13 protein-coding genes are annotated in these 20,670 nt (G+C 64.2%); 8 read left to right on the plus strand and 5 right to left on the minus strand.

All coding sequences use genetic code 11. The features are described from left to right. The first annotated feature begins 580 nt into the window (after positions 1-580). The 4 genes from Q1L59_RS07905 to Q1L59_RS07920 are packed head-to-tail and all read left to right on the plus strand — an operon-like array spanning position 581 to position 7,383. The gene (locus tag Q1L59_RS07905; protein WP_300330498.1) at positions 581-2,053 is read left to right on the plus strand and encodes a DUF3375 domain-containing protein; all 1,473 of its coding nucleotides are present in this window, start codon (positions 581-583) and stop codon (positions 2,051-2,053) included. 29 nt (positions 2,054-2,082) lie between these two features. Then, positions 2,083-2,787, plus strand: a complete 705-nt coding sequence (locus Q1L59_RS07910) for a DUF4194 domain-containing protein (RefSeq protein ID WP_300330500.1) — start codon at positions 2,083-2,085, stop codon at positions 2,785-2,787. Continuing rightward, the gene (locus Q1L59_RS07915) at positions 2,780-6,178 is read left to right on the plus strand and encodes an ATP-binding protein (RefSeq protein WP_300330501.1); all 3,399 of its coding nucleotides are present in this window, start codon (positions 2,780-2,782) and stop codon (positions 6,176-6,178) included. The genes Q1L59_RS07910 and Q1L59_RS07915 overlap by 8 nt, the downstream gene beginning before the upstream one ends. Beyond that, positions 6,175-7,383 (plus strand): DUF3322 domain-containing protein, encoded by a 1,209-nt coding sequence (locus Q1L59_RS07920; protein WP_300330503.1) that lies wholly within the window; start codon positions 6,175-6,177, stop codon positions 7,381-7,383. The genes Q1L59_RS07915 and Q1L59_RS07920 overlap by 4 nt, the downstream gene beginning before the upstream one ends. A 301-nt stretch (positions 7,384-7,684) precedes the next feature. Here Q1L59_RS07920 and thrC read toward each other — a convergent pair whose 3' ends face one another. Then, positions 7,685-9,199 carry a threonine synthase gene (thrC, locus tag Q1L59_RS07925; protein ID WP_300330505.1) on the minus strand — a complete coding sequence of 505 codons (1,515 nt, stop codon included), beginning with the start codon at positions 9,197-9,199 and terminating at the stop codon, positions 7,685-7,687. 106 nt (positions 9,200-9,305) lie between these two features. Further along, entirely contained in the window at positions 9,306-9,926 is a 621-nt protein-coding gene (locus Q1L59_RS07930; protein ID WP_300330507.1) for a GGDEF domain-containing protein, read from the minus strand. A gap of 587 nt (positions 9,927-10,513) precedes the next feature. Between Q1L59_RS07930 and Q1L59_RS07935 the strand changes: the two genes are divergently transcribed. Then, the gene (locus Q1L59_RS07935; protein ID WP_300330509.1) at positions 10,514-12,109 is read left to right on the plus strand and encodes a caspase family protein; all 1,596 of its coding nucleotides are present in this window, start codon (positions 10,514-10,516) and stop codon (positions 12,107-12,109) included. A 36-nt stretch (positions 12,110-12,145) separates the two neighbouring features. Here the strand turns inward: Q1L59_RS07935 and Q1L59_RS07940 are convergent, their stop codons facing one another. Beyond that, positions 12,146-13,243, minus strand: coding sequence for a hypothetical protein (locus tag Q1L59_RS07940; protein WP_300330511.1), 1,098 nt, complete (start codon positions 13,241-13,243; stop codon positions 12,146-12,148). A gap of 164 nt (positions 13,244-13,407) precedes the next feature. Between Q1L59_RS07940 and rng the strand changes: the two genes are divergently transcribed. The 3 genes from rng to Q1L59_RS07955 all read left to right on the plus strand — a co-directional run bounded on the left by rng (position 13,408) and on the right by Q1L59_RS07955 (position 17,216). Continuing rightward, positions 13,408-14,862: a ribonuclease G gene (gene rng, locus Q1L59_RS07945; protein WP_300330512.1), complete on the plus strand. Its 1,455-nt coding sequence runs from the start codon at positions 13,408-13,410 to the stop codon at positions 14,860-14,862. Between the two features lie 155 nt (positions 14,863-15,017). Then, positions 15,018-16,556: a murein biosynthesis integral membrane protein MurJ gene (murJ, locus tag Q1L59_RS07950; protein WP_300330514.1), complete on the plus strand. Its 1,539-nt coding sequence runs from the start codon at positions 15,018-15,020 to the stop codon at positions 16,554-16,556. A gap of 30 nt (positions 16,557-16,586) precedes the next feature. Continuing rightward, positions 16,587-17,216, plus strand: a complete 630-nt coding sequence (locus Q1L59_RS07955; protein WP_300330515.1) for a YbhB/YbcL family Raf kinase inhibitor-like protein — start codon at positions 16,587-16,589, stop codon at positions 17,214-17,216. Between the two features lie 192 nt (positions 17,217-17,408). On the opposite strand, the gene Q1L59_RS07960 is transcribed toward Q1L59_RS07955, so the two are convergent. Next, the gene (locus Q1L59_RS07960; RefSeq protein ID WP_300330517.1) at positions 17,409-19,826 is read right to left on the minus strand and encodes a sodium-translocating pyrophosphatase; all 2,418 of its coding nucleotides are present in this window, start codon (positions 19,824-19,826) and stop codon (positions 17,409-17,411) included. 132 nt (positions 19,827-19,958) lie between these two features. Beyond that, positions 19,959-20,612 (minus strand): adenylate kinase, encoded by a 654-nt coding sequence (adk, locus tag Q1L59_RS07965; protein WP_300330519.1) that lies wholly within the window; start codon positions 20,610-20,612, stop codon positions 19,959-19,961. Positions 20,613-20,670 lie beyond the last annotated feature (58 nt).

The following is a 20,670-nucleotide window of genomic DNA, read 5'->3' on the forward strand; positions in this document are numbered from 1 at the left end:
CGCGTCTTCGCCACGCCCCCACCGCAAGCGCCTTGAGCTTGGCCAACGCACATCGTGCCCTTCTTCCTGCAGGAACAAACCATAGCGCTACCGTCTGCTGACGGGTTGTGGGAAAGGGTAAGCTGCGGCATGGAGCACCGGCACAAACGCTTGCTCATTGCGTTGGAACATCTCGGTCGAGAACGCAGCTTCCCAAGTTTCGGCGTTTGCAGCGGCAACGACCGGACTGGCGTGTAGAGCGTCCGGGCACGGTAGCGGTGCCGGTAGCCCCGCCGATCCTCGCTCCGTTTGTTCCGTTGCGCTCCCCAATGCTTCGTTCACCTGCGCCGCCAAGATCTGGTTCAGCGCCGCTTCCACCAGCTTCGCCAGGCTGTCCTCACCCGCCAGGAATCTGTTAGCAACAAGGCTGTTGGCAACAAGGCTGGCAACAAATCCCTTCCTGCGCTAACATCATCTGCAGCCATCGCCTCACTCCTTCGGTCGGTCAGCACTTTGGCAACGTCATCTCACCGAACCGAAGCGGTGGCTGAATACACCGCCGAATTACAGCAGTCTACGGACTCAATCCACGATCGTCACTTTGGACTACGCCACCCTCTCTGCCTTGCGCGACCGCCACCCCGCCTGGCGGCTGTTGGCCTCGCCGCACGCGCCGCTGGTGGCGAGCTTCCTGCATCGAGTGTTCGTGGCGCCGAACGTGCGCGTGATGAGCGAGGCCGATCTCGCCGAGGCGCTGGAGGATGAGCTGTTTGCCCTGCGCGAGCAGTTGGGAGCGGAAGCCTACCCGAAGGCTGCGCTGGAGTACCTGAACGACTGGGCCGCGCCCGACAAAGGCTGGCTGCGCAAGTTCTACAAGCCGGGTACGGACGAGGCGCAGTTCGACCTGACGCCGGCCACCGAGAAGGCCATCGCCTGGCTGCGGTCGCTCACCGAGCGCCCGTTTGTCGGCACCGAATCGCGCCTGCTGACGCTGTTCGCGCTGCTCGAGCAGATCAGCGCCGGCACCGAGGCCGACCCGATCAAGCGCGTGGCCGACCTGCGCAAGAAGCGCGATGAGCTGGACGCCGAGATCGCTCGTGTGCTGAACGGCGACCTGCCCCTGCTCGACGACACGGCGGTCAAGGACCGCTTCCAGCAGTTCCAGCAACTGGCGCGCGAGCTGCTGGCCGACTTCCGCGAGGTGGAGCACAACTTCCGCCTGCTCGACCGCAAGGTGCGTGAGAAGATCGCACTTTGGGAGGGCGCCAAAGGTGCGCTGCTCGACGAGATCATGGGCGAGCGCGATGCCATCGGTGATTCCGATCAGGGCCGCAGCTTCCGCGCTTTCTGGGACTTTCTCATGTCCAGCCGACGACAGGAGCAGCTCTCCGCGCGGCTGGACCAGGTGCTGGCGCTGCCTGCTGTTGCAGCGCTCAAGCCCGAGCCGCGCACCCGCCGCGTGCACCACGACTGGCTGGAGGCAGGCGAGCACACGCAGCGCATGGTGGCGCAACTGTCGCAACAGTTGCGCCGTTTCCTCGACGACCGCGCTTTTCTCGAGAACCGTCGCATCCTGGACCTCCTGCGCGCCATCGAGAGCAAGGCGCTCGGCATTCGCGCGGCGACTCCCGCCGGAAGCGTGATGCACCTCGAGGCGATGGGGTCGGACATCGAATTGCCGCTGGAACGTCCCTTGTTCACGCCGAGCGTCAAGCCGCGCCTGGCCGATCTGGCGCTGGCCGCTGGCGAGGACGATATCGACACCGCGCGCTTGTTCGACCAGATCGTCGTGGACAAGGCGCGCCTGCGCTCAACCGTCCAGCGCGCACTGCGCCGCCAGCCGCAGATCACGCTGCGCGAACTGCTGGACGGCGAGCCGCTGCGCCAGGGGCTGGCCGAACTGGTGGCCTACCTCGAGCTGGCTCACGCCGGCGACGGCAGCGACGCCCTGGACACCTTGCGCGCCCTGGTCGACGAAGCCGTGGAAGAAGCGATCCGTTGGCAGGCCAGTAGCGCTGCGGGCGAAGCCGTGACGCGCGAGGCACGCTTGCCGCGCGTCATCTTCACGCGCTGACGGCGGCAAGTGATCGGGGAGAATTGAGCATGGACGACGCGCTGCACGAGGGCGGTTCGCTGGAGACGCCGCCCAGCGCGCTGCCGGCGGTACCCGAGTTGTCGCAACTGATGGTGCAGCTGCTCAAAGGGGTGCTCTACCGCGACGACGACGAGCGCCTGTGGGCCAGCCTGCTGCGCCTGCAGGCGCGGGTGCGGGAACAGGCGGCCGTGCTGTTGCTCGATCTGGTGCTGGACGAGGCCGAGGGCTACGCCTTCCTGAAGAGTCGTCCGGACCCGGACGAGTCGGAGGGGGCGCTGCGCCTGCCCAGGCTGGTCGCACGCCGGCCGCTTTCTTACCCGGTGAGCCTGATGTTGGCGCTGCTGCGCAAGCGCATGGCCGAGTTCGACGCGAGCGGCGACGACACGCGGCTGGTGCTGGCGCGTGACGATATCGTCGAGTTGTTGCGGGTTTTTCTGCCCGAAGGCACGAACGAGGCGCGGCTGATCGATCAGGTCGACGCGACGATCGGCAAGGTCGTCGATCTCGGCTTCCTGCGCCGACTCAAACCGGCCGCCGGCAGTGCACACGACCGCGGCCACTACGAGCTGCGGCGCATCCTGAAGGCTTTTGTCGACGCGCAGTGGCTGGCCGAGTTCGATGCGCGGCTGGAGGTCTATCGCACGGCGCTCTCTGCAAGCCCCGCCGAATCGGCTGGCAAGCCGGCGGTCAGCCAGGGAGTGCCTGATGTTTGAAGCACCGACGCTCGACCTGGACTTCGTCGCCGACGACAGCCGCGTGGGCTTTCGCCTGCAGCGGCTGCAGGTGCTGAACTGGGGCACCTTCGACAAACGCGTCTGGCGCTTCGAGCTCGACGGTCGCAACGGCCTGCTGACGGGCGACATCGGTTCGGGCAAGTCCACGCTGGTCGATGCGATCACCACCCTGCTGGTGCCGGCGCAGCGCGTCGCCTACAACAAGGCGGCCGGGGCGGATTCCCGCGAGCGCTCCTTGCGTTCCTACGTCCTCGGCCACTACAAGAGCGAACGCAACGAGGTGACGGGCAGCGCCCGGCCTGTCGCGTTGCGCGATGCGTCGAGCTACTCGGTCATCCTCGGCGTCTTTCGCAACGAGGGCTATGACCAGGCCGTGACGCTGGCGCAAGTCTTCTGGCTGAAGGACCCTCAGGGCCAACCCGTACGCCTGTTCGTCGCAGCCGAGCGCGCCCTCGCCATCGCGGATGACTTCAGCGGTTTTGGCAGCGACCTGACGGCCCTGCGCAAGAAGCTGCGCGGCGCAGGTTGCGAGCTCTTCGACAGCTTCCCGCCTTACGGGGCCTGGTTCCGCCGCCGCTTCGGCATCGAGCACGAGCAGGCCCTGGATCTCTTCCACCAGACTGTTTCGATGAAGTCAGTGGGCAACCTCACCGACTTCGTGCGCAGCCACATGCTCGAGCCCTTCGACGTGGGCAGCCGCATCGAGGCGCTGATCCGCCACTTCGATGATCTGGACCGCGCGCACCAGGCGGTGCTCAGGGCAAAGCGGCAGGTGGACCTGCTGACCCCGCTGGTCGCCGACGGCACGCGCCATCAGGCGCTGGTGATCGAGATCCAGAACTGGCGCGAGGCGCGCGATCAGCTTCGGGCGTACTTCGCCCGCCTCAAGGGTGAGCTGCTGGACCGCCGCCTGGCCCTGCTGGCGGACGATGCGGCCCGGCTCGACGCGCAGATCGCGCGCCTGGACGCGCAGCGCGAGTCCGAGCGCGTGGACCTCGCCCGCCTGGAGCGCGCCCTGCGCGACAACGGAGGTGATCGCCTGGAAGAGCTGGCGGCAGAGATTCGCCGCCTGGAGCAGGAGAAGGGACAACGCGAGAAGCGGTCAGACCGCTTTCAGGAACTGCTGGCCCGCATCGACGAAGCGGCGCCGGCCGATGAAGAGTCCTTCCTTGCCCAGCAGCAGAGCATCGCCAAGCGTACCGAAGGCTTGCGCGAGCGCATTGCCGATTTGGACAACCGCGAACGCGAAGAGGATTTTGCTTTCCGCAAAGGCCGTGAGGAGCACAGCGCCTTGTCCGACGAGATCGATAGTCTGCAGCGGCGCAAGAGCAACATCGACGTAGCCCAGGTTCGCATCCGCGAGGCGTTGTGTGCTGCCCTGCCGATCAGCGAGGACGAACTGCCCTTCGCCGGCGAGCTGATCGAGGTGCGTGACGGCGAGCGCGACTGGCTAGGCGCCGCCGAGCGGCTGCTGCGTGGCTTTGGTCTGGCACTGCTGGTCCCCGACGTGCACTACCAGGCGGTTGCGGACTGGGTGGACCGCCAGCATCTGGGCGCCCGGCTCGTGTACTTTCACGTGCGCCAGCGCAAGACAGTACCGGGCGCCAGCCTGCATCCGCAGTCGCTGGTGCGCAAGCTGCTCATCAAGCCGGACTCGCCGCACTCCGAGTGGTTGGAGCACGAGCTTCGCCAGCGCTTCGACGTGGCCTGCTGCGAGAGCGGCGAGCAGTTCCGGCGCGAGGCCCGCGCGATCACGCGCGCGGGCCAGATCAAGGACCCGAGCGGGCGCCATGAGAAGGACGACCGTAGTCGGATCGACGACCGCAGCCGCTACGTGCTCGGCTGGAGCAACGCCGACAAGCTGCGTGCCTTGCGCGATCGGCGGCAGCACCTGGAAGAAAAGCTGGCCGCCTTGGGGCAACGGATAGCCTCGCTTCAGCAGGCGCGCAATGAACTGCAAGGACAGTTGGAAACGCTCGCCCGGCTGGAAGAGTTCACGCGCTTTGCCGACATCGACTGGATGAGCCTGGCTCGCCAGATTGCCGCCCTCGGCGAGGAGCGTGCACGGCTGGAGGCGGCATCGGACACGCTGCAGGAGTTGGCGCGTCAGCTCAAGGCGGCGCAGGACCGGTTCGGCGAGCTGGAGCTCAGGCGCTCCGACGCGCTGGGCAAGCGGGGCGAGGTCAAGAGCAAACGTGAAACGGCGCAGGCGATGCGGGATCAGGCCGGCAGCGTGTGGGACGACGCGCCACTCAGCGAGGCTCAGATCGAGCGTCTGGATGGCTGGCGCGCGCAAGCGCTGGGCGAGCATCCGCTGTCGGTCGAGTCGTGCGACAACCGCGAGCAGGACGTGCGCAAATGGCTGCAGGAGCGCATCGACGCGGAGGACAAACGCTTGGCCCGACTGACCGAACGCATCGTCAACGCGATGCGCGGCTTCAAGGAGGAGTTCAAGGCCGAGACGGTCGAAGTGGACGTGAGCCTGGCGGCGCTGCCAGAGTATGCGCGGATGCTCATCGGCCTCAAGGGCGACGACCTGCCACGATTCGAGGCGCGCTTCAAAGAGCTGCTCAACGTCAACACGATCAACGAGATCGCCAACTTCAACGCGCAGCTGGCTCGTGAGCGGGCGATGATCAAGGAGCGCGTCGACTTCATCAACCAGTCGCTGCAAGCTATCGACTACAACCCCGGCCGGCACATCAAGCTGCTCGCGCTGCCCAGCCCGGATGCCGAGATCCGGGACTTTCAGCAGGATCTGCGCGCGTGCACCGAGGGCAGCACGGGCTCGCCCGACGAACAGTATTCGGAGGCCAAGTTCCTGCAGGTCAAGGCGATCATCGACCGCTTCCGCGGCCGTGAAGGGCTGTCGGACGGCGATCGCCGGTGGACCGCCAAGGTGACCGACGTGCGCAGCTGGTTCCTGTTCTCGGCCAGTGAGCGCTGGCGCGCCGACGGTGCCGAGTACGAGCACTACTCGGACTCGGGTGGCAAGTCGGGCGGTCAGAAGGAGAAGCTGGCCTACACCGTGCTCGCTGCCAGCCTGGCCTACCAGTTCGGGCTGGAGTGGGGCGCCGTGCGTTCGCGCTCGTTCCGCTTCGTCGTCATCGACGAAGCTTTCGGCCGCGGATCGGACGAGTCGGCGCAGTACGGGCTGCGCCTGTTCCAGCAGCTCAACCTGCAACTGTTGATCGTCACGCCCCTGCAGAAAATCCACATCATCGAGCCTTTCGTGGCCAGCGTCGGCTTCGTGCACAACGAGGGCGGGCGCGAGTCCCGGCTGCGCTGCCTGTCGATCGAGGAGTACCGGGCGCAGAAGGCGGAAGGAATGGCCGAAGCAAGGGCTGCCGGAGACGACGCGGCAAGATGAGCTGGACGACGCTGGCCGACCTGCGCGCGCAGGTCCAACGCTTGTGGGATCGTGGCGACTTGCTGCGGGCGGTGGTCAGCGACGCTATTTCGTGGCCGCTGCGCCTGAATCTGAAGACCCCGAGCGCTGCCGACCTGTCCGATCGCTTCGCGGCCGTGCGTGACTGGGTGCGCGCCGTCGCCGATGTCCCGCTGGTTCGCCTCGAGTGGCGCGAGCGGAACCACCGCGTCCAGGGGATGCAGCGGCTGCCGGCAGCGGTCTGGCTCGACACCCGGCAAGATGCTTTGGCCCTGATCGGCAAGGTTCGCCAAGCACAAGGATTCGATGCCCTGTGGCGGCAGACGGCAGCCACGCAGCCAGCGCTGCTTCCATGGTTATCCCGGCGGCCGATTCTGGCGCTGGAACTGGCTGGCCGCTGGCAGCATCTCTTGGCAGTCGTCGCATGGTTGCACGCACATCCTCGCCCGGGCGTGTACTTACGCCAGGTCGACGTCCCCGGTGTGGACAGCAAGTTCATCGAGGCCCACCGGGGCGTGTTGACCGAGTTGCTCGACCTCGTCTTACCGCCAGAGGCCGTCGAGAGCGCAGCGAGTGGCGTCGCGCAGTTCACGCGCCGATTCGGCTTCCTGGACAAGCCTGTCCGGATTCGCTTTCGCCTGCTCGACCCGACTTTACCCAGCCTGCCTGGCTGCCATGCCTGGCCACGTGTGCTGCCCGACATCACGCTGGACGCGACCAGTTTCGCGGCGCTCGCCTTGCCCGTCGAGCGAGTCTTCGTCACCGAGAACGAGACGAACTTCCTCGCCTTCCCGGAACTGGCGGAAGCCATCGTCGTCTTCGGCGCTGGCTATGGTTGGGAGGCGCTATCGCGCGCCGGGTGGCTGCATCGATGCCAGTTGCATTACTGGGGCGACATCGACACCCACGGATTCGCCATCCTCGACCAATTGCGTGGCCACTTCCCGACCGCCGCGTCGTTCCTGATGGACCGCGAGACGCTGCTTGCCCATCGTTCGCACTGGGGCGAGGAACCCGAGCCTGCACGCCACGCCTTGTCGCGTCTGGCGAAGGACGAGGCTACGGTCTATGACGACCTCAGATTCGATCGCCTTCAGCCCAGACTGCGACTGGAGCAGGAGCGCGTGGGCTTCGGCTGGCTGCGCGATCGACTGGCGGGTGTCCCCTCGGCTCGCTGTACCGGGTGAGCCTCTAGCTTCTGCTCCTGCCCTCACCACAACCCCATTTGTCAGAGCGCTTGCCGCCGCCGTACCTCGAATCCAGGGCCACTCGGGGGACAAGAAAAAGCTCGAGATTCAGAAACAACGAACGAAGCTTGGAAGACTGCTGGCGCTGGCGCCACAGCGCCCGAGAGACACATAGTCGATCCAACGCATCAGCGCCAGTTCTTCCGGAGCGACTTCACGTGGCTTGTCGGACGCGCTCCTACGCGCCAGACGAAGGACTTGGTGCTGCCTTCGGCGCCGTTCGCTCCGACACGCCGGCCACTCATCCCACGCTTCGCGATTCCGGGGCCCGCTCTCGGACGTGTTGTTCGATGAAACGTTTGACCACTTGCGCGTCGACGTCGACGACTTCGACCCTTTGCGGGAGGCTTTCCAAGCCCTGCAGAGCCGGCGGGCGGGGCGGCTCGCAACCCAGCGCCTCGCGGATGGTTTCTTCGAACTTGGCCGGCAAGGCGGTCTCGAGCACGATCATTGTCGTTTCCGCTGTGCGCAACTCGCGGGCGACCTTCAGGCCATCGGCCGTATGCGGATCGATCATCAGGCCATGGTCTTCGTAGGTCTGCCGGATCGTTGCCAGACGGTCGGCGTGCGTGCTCCGACCGGAGACAAAACCAAATTCGGGCAGACGCTCGAACCAGGGTGAGGACGACAGGTCGAAGGCGCCCCCAGCATCGACTTCCGCCCACAACCGACGAACCGTCGCCGGATCGCGGCCAACGAGATCGAAGACGAAGCGCTCGAAGTTGGACGCCTTCGAGATGTCCATCGACGGGCTTGACGTCCGGTAGGTTTCGCCGGTCGGTCGCGGGCGATAGACACCGGTGCGAAAGAACTCATCGAGAACATCGTTTTCATTGGTCGCCACGACCAGGCGGCGAATCGGCAATCCCATCATGCGGGCAATGTGGCCGGCACAAACGTTACCAAAGTTCCCCGACGGAACGGCGAAGTCAACCACCGGCACCGCGTCCGTCGCCGACTCGGCGGTGGCAGCCAGATAAGCTTTGAAGTAGTAGACCACCTGCGCAGCAACGCGCGCCCAATTGATCGAATTAACGGCGCCAATCTTGTACCGTGCTTTGAAGGGCAGATCGTTCGCAACCGCCTTGACGATATCCTGCGCGTCGTCGAATACGCCACGCACGGCGATGTTGAAGATGTTGGCGTCCTGCAGCGAGTACATCTGCGCGCGCTGAAAGGCGCTCATCCGCTCGTGCGGCGAGAGCATGAAGACGTGCACGCGCTGCTTGCCGCGCATCGCGTACTCGGCCGACGAGCCGGTGTCCCCGGAAGTAGCCGCCAGAATGTTGATCTCTTCGCCACGTTTGGCGAGAACGTACTCGAACAGGTGGCCGAGCAACTGCATGGCCATGTCCTTGAAAGCCAGGGTCGGACCATTCGACAGTTCGAGCACGGCCAGCCCTCCCGCTTGGCGCGCGGCGTCCGGCGGCACAAGCCAGCTGAGCGGGGCGATCTCGTGCGCGCGCTCGGCAACTCGACCGTTGCCATACACCTGTGCCGTATAGGCTCGCCGGGTGAGCAGCGTGAGGTCGACGGGCGGAATATCGTCGACAAACTTGGCCAGAATGGCGCCGGCAAGATCAGCGTAATTCAGCGCCCGCCACTGGCCCAACTCGGCGCGGCTGACCAGCGGATACGTTTCGGGGACATAGAGACCACCGTCGGGCGCCAAGCCGGCAAGCAGAATGTCGCTGAAGGTCGGGCCCGGCGAGGCCGGGCTGGACCAAGGATGACCACGAGTCGAGAGATAGTGCATGGCGGGGATGATCGTCGGTGTAGCCGCGCTGTTCCGGCAGATGGGCAGTCCGGACAGTCTACCATGGCCGCGGACGCGGATTGCACGGCAGCCGGTAAGCGCGAACTCAGCCGGCGATGATGCAGTTCTTGCCGGCGTCCTTGGCCGCGTAGGTCGCCTTGTCGGCGCGTCGCAAGGTCTTCTCCAGGACCTCGTCGAATCCGCGCACGACGACGCCGGCACTGAAGGTCAGCGCTGGGTGCTGATTGGCCATCCAGCCATCAGCGAGTTGCCGCTGAACCCGAGCGATCACCGCGGTCGCCTCGGCCAGTGCGGTGTCGGGGAGCAGGACGACAAACTCCTCGCCACCAAGACGTGCGACGATGTCCGACGGACGTAACGCCGCGCGCAAGGTGCTGACCAGATGAACCAGCGCCAGATCGCCGGCGTGGTGTCCCAAGGTGTCGTTCAAGCGCTTGAAATCGTCGAGATCGATCAAGGCCAGCGCCAGATCACGCCCATTGCGCTGCGCGCGTGCCGCTTCGCGGCGGTAGGCCGTATCGAAGCCGCGCCGATTGAGCGCACCGGTCAAAGCATCGGTATGAGCTGCCGCTCGCGCCTCTTGCAGCGCATTTTCGAGCTTGCGGATGCGTGCTTCGGCGGCCAGCAAATCGAGTACGACCGTTTCCGTCTTGGCCAAGCCGACACGCGCGGCATGCAGCAGATGCCGCTGACCGCGACGACCCACCGTATCGCTTCCAGGCGGACAAAGAGAGCTCGCAGCGGCAGCGTGACGCCAGTGAAGTCGGCGCGAAAGGCGCCTTGATGAATCAACCTGGGGAACCTCAGTGTGCTTGAACACTTTTCCTGCTCCGTTGGACGATCGGCTGTTGTCTGTCATGCATCCTCAAACGGTGATTTGTCGCTGTTCTTGAGACTTTTTTTGCGAAAAGCGGGTAGCCAACTGTTTACACTGGCAAAGAAGTGTGAACTTCGGATCTCGTCAGAGTCCGTCTGGAAGAACTCAAGGCAGTCGCCGGGGACAGGATGCTGCGCCGCAGGTGGCCGCGGGAGCTGCTCCAGCAGACCATGGATCGACACGCCCGCCGCTAAGTGCGCACAATTGCACGTCCACTGGGCAATTGTTGTCCGACAGCGCCTGATAGTCTGCCGAGCTAATATAAAATGTAATCGGATGTTGGCTACGACGCTTCTGCCTGCGTCGAGCGGGGGGTTGTCGATGGGAACGGCTGTCGGAACGGGAAAAATGCGGGTCACCGGGGTCCGACCGCTCGTGCGCCGGCGCTGACCCGTGCTGATGAACGGTGGTTTCTGATGTTGATGCTAAGACAAGTCCTCCAGGCAATCCTGGTCGCGCTGACGATCGCTCAATGCTCGACGGCTCTTGCCATCGAGCGGCGTGTGGCGCTCGTGATCGGCAACGCCAAATACAAGGAAGCTCCACTTTACAACCCGGTCAATGACGCGCGCGACATGGCCGCCGCTCTGCAACGGACAGGCTTCGAGGTGATCATCGCGCTCGACGCAACGCAGAAGGAAATGAACCGGGCGATCGCCAGGTTCGGCGAGCGGCTGACGCTGGATAGCGTGGCCCTGTTCTACTACGCCGGACACGGCATGCAGGTGCGCGGCAAGAACTACCTGATTCCAATCGACGCCGAGATCAAGACCGAGTCTTCCGTGCGCGTCGAGTCGGTCGACGTTGACGGCGTACTCGACCAACTGAGCACCAGCGAACTGAACGTCGTCATCCTCGACGCTTGTCGGAACAATCCCTTCGAACGGCGGGCAAACCGCAGCGTTGGCGCGGCCGGTCTGGCGCAAATGGAGGCACCGAAGGGCAGCCTGATCGCCTATGCGACCGCGCCGGGCCGCACTGCAGCCGACGGCGAAGGCCGCAACGGACTCTATACGCAGGAACTTCTGAAGCAGTTGCAAGTGCCCGGCCTGACCATCGAGCAGGTATTCAAGAACGTCCGGCGCGAAGTTGCAAAGGCAACGCGCGACGGCCAGATCCCCTGGGAATCGTCGTCGATGACGGGTGACTTCTACTTCATGCCGGTCGCCCGTCCGTCCGCGGCAAGTGTCCAGCCGATTGCCGTCCGCCCGCTGCCTGTGGCGACGGCTTCACCGGCGCAGGTACAGGACCTCAAGCAGGCGCCCGCCCCGACACGACAGAATGGCGGCGCGAGCAGCGGCGAGGCGGCTCCCGCGGCAAGCGCCCAGAAGCCAGCCGCGCTGACCGCGGAAAGCCCGCCGGCGACCGCACCTGCAGCGCCGGTCCCGCCCAGGGTGGAGACGCTGGCCGCGGTGACGCCGACCCCTGTCCCGCCCGAGGCGGCGCCGATCACCGCTGTCAGCAAGAGCGACCCGGTGCTTGAGGCCAAGGAGAGGGTCATCAAAACCGAGGCCTTCACCGCCACCGGTCGCCTGTCGCTCGATCGCTCGTCGGGCGCAATGAGCGGGGAAGGAACCATCGAGTGGGTCAATGGCGATCGCTACGAGGGAACGATGGCGTCCGGCCGGAAACACGGCAAGGGCATCTTCACCTGGAGCAACGGACAGCGGTATGAGGGAGAGTGGGCCGACGACATGATCAACGGCAAGGGCATCATGTACTACACGAACGGCGACCGCTATGAAGGGACCTTCAAGGACGGCGAACCGCACGGAACGGGAAGCTATACCGTGCGTAACGGCGATGTCTATACGGGCGCCTGGGTTAGCGGCAACCGCCACGGCTTTGGTCGCCTGACGTGGTCAACCGGCGACTATTGGGAAGGCGAGTTCCGTGACGGAAAACAAACCGACAACGGCCGCATGCATTCGACCCTGTCGGTCATCGACAAGAGCGCCGAGCCGGCCGCCGCGACGAGCGACAAGAGCGGCGCCCGGAAGAAGGGCAAGTAGGCGCCGCTGCTTCACATCAACCGGTGACACGACCGGTCAGGACAGGCAGTCGGCGAGGATCGCCGCCGCTGCGTCGGCACCGCCAGCCTGTGGAATCGGTGGCGCGGTCTGGCGAAACAAGTCATCGAGTGCACCGGCGATGCTTGACGCGCTCAGTTCGGATTCGTCGATTGCCCGGCAGCGAGCGTTCTTTTCCAGCCAGGCGATCAAGGGTTCCTGTTCGGGCCAATTGTCGCGCCGGAGGTAAAGCACGGGCGTGCCGTTGCACGCGGCCTCGGTGAACGTACCGTAGCCGGGTTTGGTCAGCACGGCATCGACCGAACAGATGAGGTCGGTGAACGCCAGACCGAGGCCTTCCAGAGCATGGGCGACAGGGCACGCGCTGTGCCAGGTCTGCGGCACCAGCCAGCGCAGCTTGCCGGCGAGCGGCCAGTCGGCAATCGACAAGCGCTTGTCGAACCCGCCAAAAGCCACCAACAGCAGGCGTTCATCGCGCGCGCAGCCGAGCTTCTCGCGCAGTTCGCGGCGGTGTGAGCGACCGATGGCAGCCACTGGACCTATGTTGCGCAGCCGGCGAAGATCGGCCATCGGCATTGCCGGTGTAAGGCGCAGGAAGAACTCCGTGCTGTTGTATGCAGCCAGCATCTCGTGGTGAATCGGCGCGGCCCAGGGTTCGCTGGCGAAGAAATGCGCGAACAGCTCAGCCCAGTTGAGCGAGCACATGGCGATCGACGGAATCCGCGCGCGTTGCGCGCCGGCCAGCGGCAGATAGGCAACATCGCTGAGCACCAGATCAGGCCCTAGCGCAGCCAGGAAAGCCGTTTCACGAGCCAGAAGCTGCTCCCAATCGGCATGCTGACGCTGATAGGCAAGCGCCGTCGCAGCGAGATCGACGCGCGTAGCATCGCGCATGACGTAGCCAAAATCGCTCGCCCCGGGCAGATGGGTAAAGGTGGTGACGATGCGCGCGCGCAGTTGACTGCTCGACAGGCCGCTGCGCAGCGAAATGCGCAGCTTCGGCAAGCGCGCGCCAAGCGCGTTCAGGACGGGCGCCACCTGCGCCAAGTGGCCCAGGCCATGCGCCGAAACATCAACCAGCAGATGCGTGGCGATCGTCGGCTTCATCGAGGTCATCGCAGGGATTTCAGGAACATACGGTCGCCGTTCCGGCAGAAGGGCGAAGCTTGCCTGCCCGGCAGGCGCTGAAGTGGCACAGGCGAAGCCCCGAACAGCCTGGCCGGCAGGGTAAAATGCGACACGCTCCCCATCTTACCTGCATTTTCCTGACTGTTTCGCCCATGCCCGAAGAGATCCTGATCAATTTTACGCCTCAGGAAACCCGCGTCGCCGTCATGCACCAAGGTGTCACGCAGGAACTGCACATTGAACGAAGTGCCAGCCGTGGCTTCGTCGGTAATGTCTACCTGGGACGGATCGCCCGGATTCTGCCAGGGATGCAGTCGGCCTTTATCGACATCGGCCTTGACCGGACTGCTTTCCTGCATGTCGCCGACATTCGCGAACCGCGCTCCGGCGACGAGCCGCTGCGCCCGATCGAACGCCTGCTCGCCGAGGGGCAGAGCATCGTCGTGCAGGTGATCAAGGATCCGATGGGCAGCAAGGGCGCGCGCCTATCGACACAGGTATCGATCGCCGGACGTATGCTGGTCTACCTGCCACAGGACAGACACATCGGAATTTCGCAGCGCATCGAAAAGGAATCCGAACGCGAAGCGCTGCGCCAGCGGCTTGGCCGCCTCGTTCCGGATGAAGAAACGGGGGGTTTCATCGTACGGACAATGGCCGAGAACGCGAGCGAGAACGAGCTGACCAAAGACATCGAGTTCTTGCGCAAGATTTGGCGCGATATCCAGTTGCAATCGGCGACCGCCGCACCGCCGGCGCTGCTGTACCAGGAACTGTCGCTGGCGCAGCGGGTCTTGCGCGACTTCGTCAATCCGGAGACGACGCGCATCGTCATCGACTCGCGCGAGAACTTCCAGCGGCTGAGATCGTTCGCCAGCGAGTACACGCCGACGGTAGCGCCCTTGCTACAGCATTACACTGGCGAACGGCCGCTCTTCGATCTGCACGGGGTCGAGGACGAAATCCAGAAAGCGCTGGCCCGACGCGTCGACCTCAAATCCGGCGGCTATCTGATCATCGATCAGACCGAAGCGATGACGACTATCGACGTCAACACCGGAGGATTCGTTGGCGTACGCAATTTCGACGACACGATCTTCAAGACGAATCTCGAAGCGGCGCAGACGATCGCGCGCCAGCTTCGCCTGCGTAATCTCGGCGGCATCATCATTATCGACTTCATCGACATGGAGAGTGAAGAGCATCGTACGGCGGTGCTTGCCGAGTTCAACCGGGCGCTCGCGCGCGACCACACTCGGCTGACGGTCAACGGCTTCACCGCGCTCGGCCTTGTCGAAATGACACGCAAACGCACGCGCGAATCGCTGGCGCACGTGCTGTGTGAGGAGTGCCCTACCTGCGGTGGGCGCGGCGAAGTGCGCACAGCACGTACCGTGTGCTACGAAATCCTGCGCGAACTGCTACGCGAAGCGCGTCAGTTCAATGCGCGCGAGTATCGCGTGCTGGGCAGCCAAGCCGTCATCGACCGCTTCCTTGACGAAGAATCGCAAGGCTTGGCGATGCTGTCCGATTTCATCGGCAAACCGATCTCGCTACAGGCCGAACCGAGCTACTCACAGGAACAGTACGACATCGTGCTGATGTAACGATGCGGCAACGGGGCTTGCCAGGCAGCCGCCAGGTGATCGGGCAGCCGGCCAGCGGCGCACCTGCCGGCGGTCACGCGACTGGTGTTCAATTTTCTTGCTGCGGCGACCCTGAGGGCGGAACCCGCCCTTGCTCAACCCACCCTGGAACGTGAATGAACCTGCTCAGAAGCCTTGCCACAGTCAGCAGCATGACGCTGTTGTCGCGCATCCTCGGTTTCGTGCGCGATTTTGTGATTGCCCGTAGCTTCGGCGCGGGAATACTGACGGACGCCTTCTTCGTCGCCTTCAAGCTACCCAATCTGCTGCGCCGGCTGTTCGCCGAGGGGGCTTTCTCGCAGGCTTTCGTTCCCGTCCTGGGCGAGTACAAGAACCGCTACGGTGCAAACGAAACCCGACAACTGGTCGACCGTGTGGTCAGCCTGCTGTTTCTCGTTGTCCTCGGCGTCACCGTGCTCGGCATGCTGGCCGCACCGATACTCGTCTATGTCTCGGCCCCCGGCTTTGCAGCCGACAGCGCCAAGTTCGCCTTGACCGTTGAACTGACGCGCATCACGTTTCCCTACATCCTCTTCATGTCGCTGGTTGCCGTCGCCGGCGGCATCCTCAATACCTGGAGCCGCTTCGCCGTTCCCGCCTTCACGCCGGTTCTGCTCAATCTGTCGCTGATCCTGATGGCGCTCTTCGCAACGCCGTACTTCGACCCGCCGATCGTCGCGCTCGCCTGGGCGGTCTTTCTCGGCGGCGCATTGCAGCTCATCTTCCAGATCCCCAGCCTCGTTCGCCTGGGCATGCTGCCACGCTTTTCGTTGAGTTTGCAGGATGCCGGCGTGCGGCGCATTTTCCGCTTGATGGCGCCGGCCGTGCTGGGAGTTTCGGTGGCCCAGGTCAGCCTGCTGCTGAACAGTATCTTTGCCTCCTTCCTGAATACCGGCAGTGTTTCCTGGCTCTATTACGCCGATCGCCTGATGGAATTTCCGGCCGGCCTGCTCGGCGCCGCATTGGGCACCATCCTCCTGCCCTCGCTGAGCAAGTCACACGCCACCGGCCGGCATGAGGAGTACTCGCAGCTCCTCGACTGGGGTCTGCGACTGACCTTCCTGCTCGCTGCGCCCGCGGCGCTGGCGCTCGCCATTCTTGCCGTCCCGCTGGTGACGACGCTTTTTCATCACGGTGCCTTCACGCCGAATGACGTGATGCGCACGCGCGAGGCGCTCGTCGCTTACAGCATCGGCCTGCTCGGAATGATTCTGGTCAAGGTTCTGGCGCCCGGTTTCTACGCGCGCCAGAACGTGCGCACACCCGTGCGTATCGCCTTGCTCTGCCTACTGGTCACTCAGCTTTTGAATCTGCTGCTGATCCCGTGGCTGCAGCATGCCGGCCTGGCGCTCGCCATCGGCCTCGCTGCGTGTTTGAATGCCGCACTCCTCTATCGGGGTCTGCGCCGGCAAGGCATCTACTCGCCGCTGTCCGGCTGGCTAGGCTTCTACGGCAAGCTGGCCGTCGGCCTGCTGGCGATGGCTGCGGCGCTCTGGTTTTCTGCTGGCGCCAACGACGCCTGGTTGAGCTGGGGTCTGGCGGCCCGTCTGTTGCGTCTTTCCCTCGTCGTGGGCTTCGGCGCGACGGTCTATTTCGCTACACTATGGGTCGCAGGTTTCCGCCTGAGCGATTTCAGACGCCGGGCGGCCGAGTGAAATCAGCATGACCAACCAGGAGGAACGACAATGAAACTGATCAGCAACAGCCTCACCGATGGCCAGCCGGTTCCCGGCGAGTTCGCTTTCTGCATCCCCGATCCCGAGCACCACGTCTGCCTTGGCCGCAACCTCAACCCTCATCTGGCTTGGCGCGAAGCGCCGGCGGGGACACGCTCCTTCGCGATCATCTGCCACGACCCGGATGTGCCGAGCAAGGGCGACGATGTCAATCAGGAAGGACGAACGGTCCCCGCTTCGCTGCCGCGCATCGACTTCTTCCATTGGATTCTGTTTGACCTACCGCCGACGCTTGGTGAGATCGCCGCGGGGAGCTTCTCGAGCGAAGTGACGCCACGGGGCAAGGCCGGCCCGCATTGTCTGTTCGACGCCCGTCAGGGAATCAACGACTATACCGCCTGGTTCGCGGGCGACAACGACATGCGCGGCGATTACTTCGGCTACGACGGCCCGTGCCCCCCGTGGAACGATGAAATCGTCCACCGCTATGTGTTTACCGTCTTTGCGCTTGACGTCGAGCAGCTCGACTGCGCAGCAAAGGCAAACGGACACCAGGTACGCGCGGCGATGCAAGGGCACATTCTCGCCGAAGCAAGCCTGGTTGCCACCTACACGCTCAATCCATCGCTCGCCGCCTAGCGCGGAAGAACACAGGACGCTGGTCGCGGTCAGCCCCTTAGAAACGGCTGCCGCGAGAGCTGGCGCGCCGCGTCGCTTGCCGACCAGAAAACGCTGAAGGCCGCGGCAAGCGGCCTTCAGTTCTCGGCTCGGGGCTGCTCGCGAGAGCAGCCCCGGTGCTACAGATGCGAGCAGTCTCGCCTCGCAGAAATCCTACTGGATGCTCACCTCGACGCGGCGTGCTTCGGCAGAATCGCCGGTCCCGGTGGTCACCTGTGGCTTCTTCAGCTCGATCCGGTCCTCAGCGATGCCAACGTTTTTCAGTCCTTCACGCACCGCCTTCGCCCGGTTCTTGGCGACTTCCTCGTTCACTGCCTGGCTGCCACTGGGATCGTGGAAACCGGAAATGGCGATCTTGGCGCCTGGGTTGGCCTTGGCATGCGTAACGACCGCCGCCAGCGTCGTCGCCGCATCAGCCGGCAAGTCGGCCGAACCCACGGCGAAATAGATCTTTGCGGCCGCCGGCGCGCTGGCAGCGGCCGCTGCCGGTGCTGCGTCGGCCGGTTTGCCCGACGTCGCCGGAACCATCAGTGGCACGATCATCAGGGCAACGATATTGATGATCTTGATCAGGGGGTTGACGGCCGGTCCTGCGGTGTCCTTGTAGGGATCGCCGACGGTATCGCCGGTAACCGCCGACTTGTGCGCATCCGAACCCTTGCCACCGAAATGGCCGTCCTCGATATACTTCTTGGCGTTGTCCCAGGCGCCACCACCCGTCGTCATCGAAATGGCGACGAACAGACCGGTGATGATCGTTCCCATCAACAAGCCACCCAGCGCCTTCGGGCCGAGCAGCAGGCCGACGAGAACGGGTACGAGCACCGGCAGCAAGGACGGAACGATCATTTCACGAATCGCCGCAACGGTCAGCATACCGACCGCGCGCGAATAGTCGGGCTTCGCCTTGCCTTCCATGATGCCCTTGATTTCCTTGAACTGGCGCCGGACCTCGATGACCACCGAGCCAGCCGCCCGGCCAACAGCCTCCATCGCCATGGCGGCGAACAGGTAAGGAATCAGACCGCCCAGGAAGAGGCCGATGATCACCATGTGATCGGACAGATCAAAACGCAGACCGCCACCGAAGTTCACTTCCAGGGCATGCGTGTAGTCCGCGAAAAGGACCAGCGCGGCCAGACCAGCGGAACCGATGGCATAACCTTTGGTGACCGCCTTGGTCGTATTGCCGACCGCATCGAGCGGGTCGGTCACGTCACGCACCGACTTCGGCAATCCCGACATTTCGGCGATGCCGCCGGCGTTGTCGGTAATCGGCCCGTAGGCGTCGAGGGCAACGATGATACCGGTCATCGACAGCATCGAAGTCGCCGCGATGGCAATGCCGAAGAGGCCGGCCAGCGCATAGGTCAGGTAGATCGACGCACAGACGGCGAGCACCGGCAGCGCGCAGGCTTTCATCGAAACCGCCAGACCGGCGATGATGTTCGTCCCGTGACCCGTGGTCGAGGCCTCGGCGACGCGCTTGACCGGGGAGAAGTCGGTCCCGGTGTAGTACTCGGTAATCCAGACGAGAAGCCCGGTCAGAACCAGACCGATCGCGGCTGACCAGAAGATGTTCATCGACGAGATCAGGCTGCCATCGGCCAAGGTCACGCCATTGCCGAGCAGCATCGTCGTGATCGGGTAGAAGGCGATCAGCGCCAGAATTCCGGCCACCGCCAGGCCGCGGTAGAGGGCGTTCATGATCTTGCCGCCGTCGCTCGCCTTGACGAAGAAGCAGCCGATGATCGAGGCCAGAATCGACACGCCACCAAGAACGAGCGGATAGACGACGAGGTTGTCGTTCGCTCCAGCAACGCCTTTCAGCATCATCGCGCCGAGCACCATCGTCGCGACGACGGTCACCGCATACGTCTCGAAGAGGTCGGCCGCCATGCCTGCACAGTCGCCGACGTTGTCGCCGACGTTGTCGGCAATCACCGCCGGGTTACGCGGATCGTCTTCCGGAATCCCCGCCTCGACCTTGCCAACCAGGTCGGCACCCACGTCGGCCCCCTTGGTGAAGATACCGCCGCCCAACCGGGCGAAGATCGAGATCAGCGAACCGCCGAAGGCCAGACCGACGAGCGGTTCGACGCTATGCTGCAGATCGCCACCAGCGCCCTTGAGCACGGCGTAATAGCCGGCGACGCCAAGCAGACCAAGTCCGACGACGAGCATGCCGGTAATCGCACCGCCTTTGAAAGCCACACCGAGCGCCGCGGAAATTCCGCTACGCGCCGCTTCTGCGGTGCGCACGTTGGCGCGCACCGAAACGTTCATCCCGATGAAGCCTGTCGCGCCCGACAACACGGCACCGATCAGGAAGCCAAAGGCCATCAGCTTGCCCAGGGCAAACCAGATGACCACGAAGAGCACAGCGCCGACCAGCGCAATCGTCGTATACTGCTTGGCGAGGTAGGCTGAAGCACCTTCCTGGATCGCCTTGGCGATTTCCTGCATGCGCGGGTTGCCGGCGGGCAACGAGAGAATCCATTTCGTCATGGCGGCGCCGTACAGGACCGCTATGACCGCGCAAACCAGCGCGAACATCAGAAACGACGACATAAGCAACCTCCCTCTGAAAAGTTACCCGAACCGAGCGGAAGCTCCCCACCGGTCGGTTTAACATCACACCCAAACTGCACAACCTGCCGCCTTCTGCCAGCAAACGCCGGCAACCTCCAGGGCGGCAACCGCCTATTGCAGGGCAGCGAAAGCCGCCACCCTGATCTCCTCCACACTGCCCACACCGGGAATTCGGCGGCATTTCGGCGCTCGGGGATCGCCGCTCGCCGCCCAGTTACGGTAGTACTCGAGCAGAGGCTTCGTCTGCGAGTGGTAGATTTCCAGCCGCTTCCTGACGGTCTCCTCCCGATCGTCATCGCGCTGAACAAGAGCTTCGCCGGTAATGTCGTCCTTGCCGTCGACCTGCGGTGGATTGAAGCGAATGTGATAGGTCCGCCCGGAAGCAAGATGCACCCGTCGGCCACTCATCCGGTCGATAATCTCCTGATCGGCGACATCGATCTCGAGGACATAGTCGAGTGCAACGCCGGCAAGCTTCATCGCTTCCGCCTGCGGCAAAGTCCGTGGGAAACCATCAAACAGGTAGCCGGCCTGACAGTCGTCGCGCTGCAGGCGATCGCTCACCAGTCGGATGATGATATCGTCGGAAACCAGCCCCCCCGCGTCCATCACTTTCTTTGCTTCAACCCCAAGCGGGGTGCCCTCCTTCACCGCCGCCCGCAGCATGTCGCCGGTGGAAATCTGCGGAATGCCAAATCTCTCGCGAATGAATTGTGCCTGGGTACCTTTTCCAGCCCCTGGCGCGCCCAGCAGAATAAGTCTCATGATTCGCCTTCGGAACAATCAGATCAAACAATTTATCATATTGTTCATGCAATTACGT

The sequence above is a fragment of the Accumulibacter sp. genome (assembly GCF_029255125.1).
Lineage (GTDB): Bacteria > Pseudomonadota > Gammaproteobacteria > Burkholderiales > Rhodocyclaceae > Accumulibacter.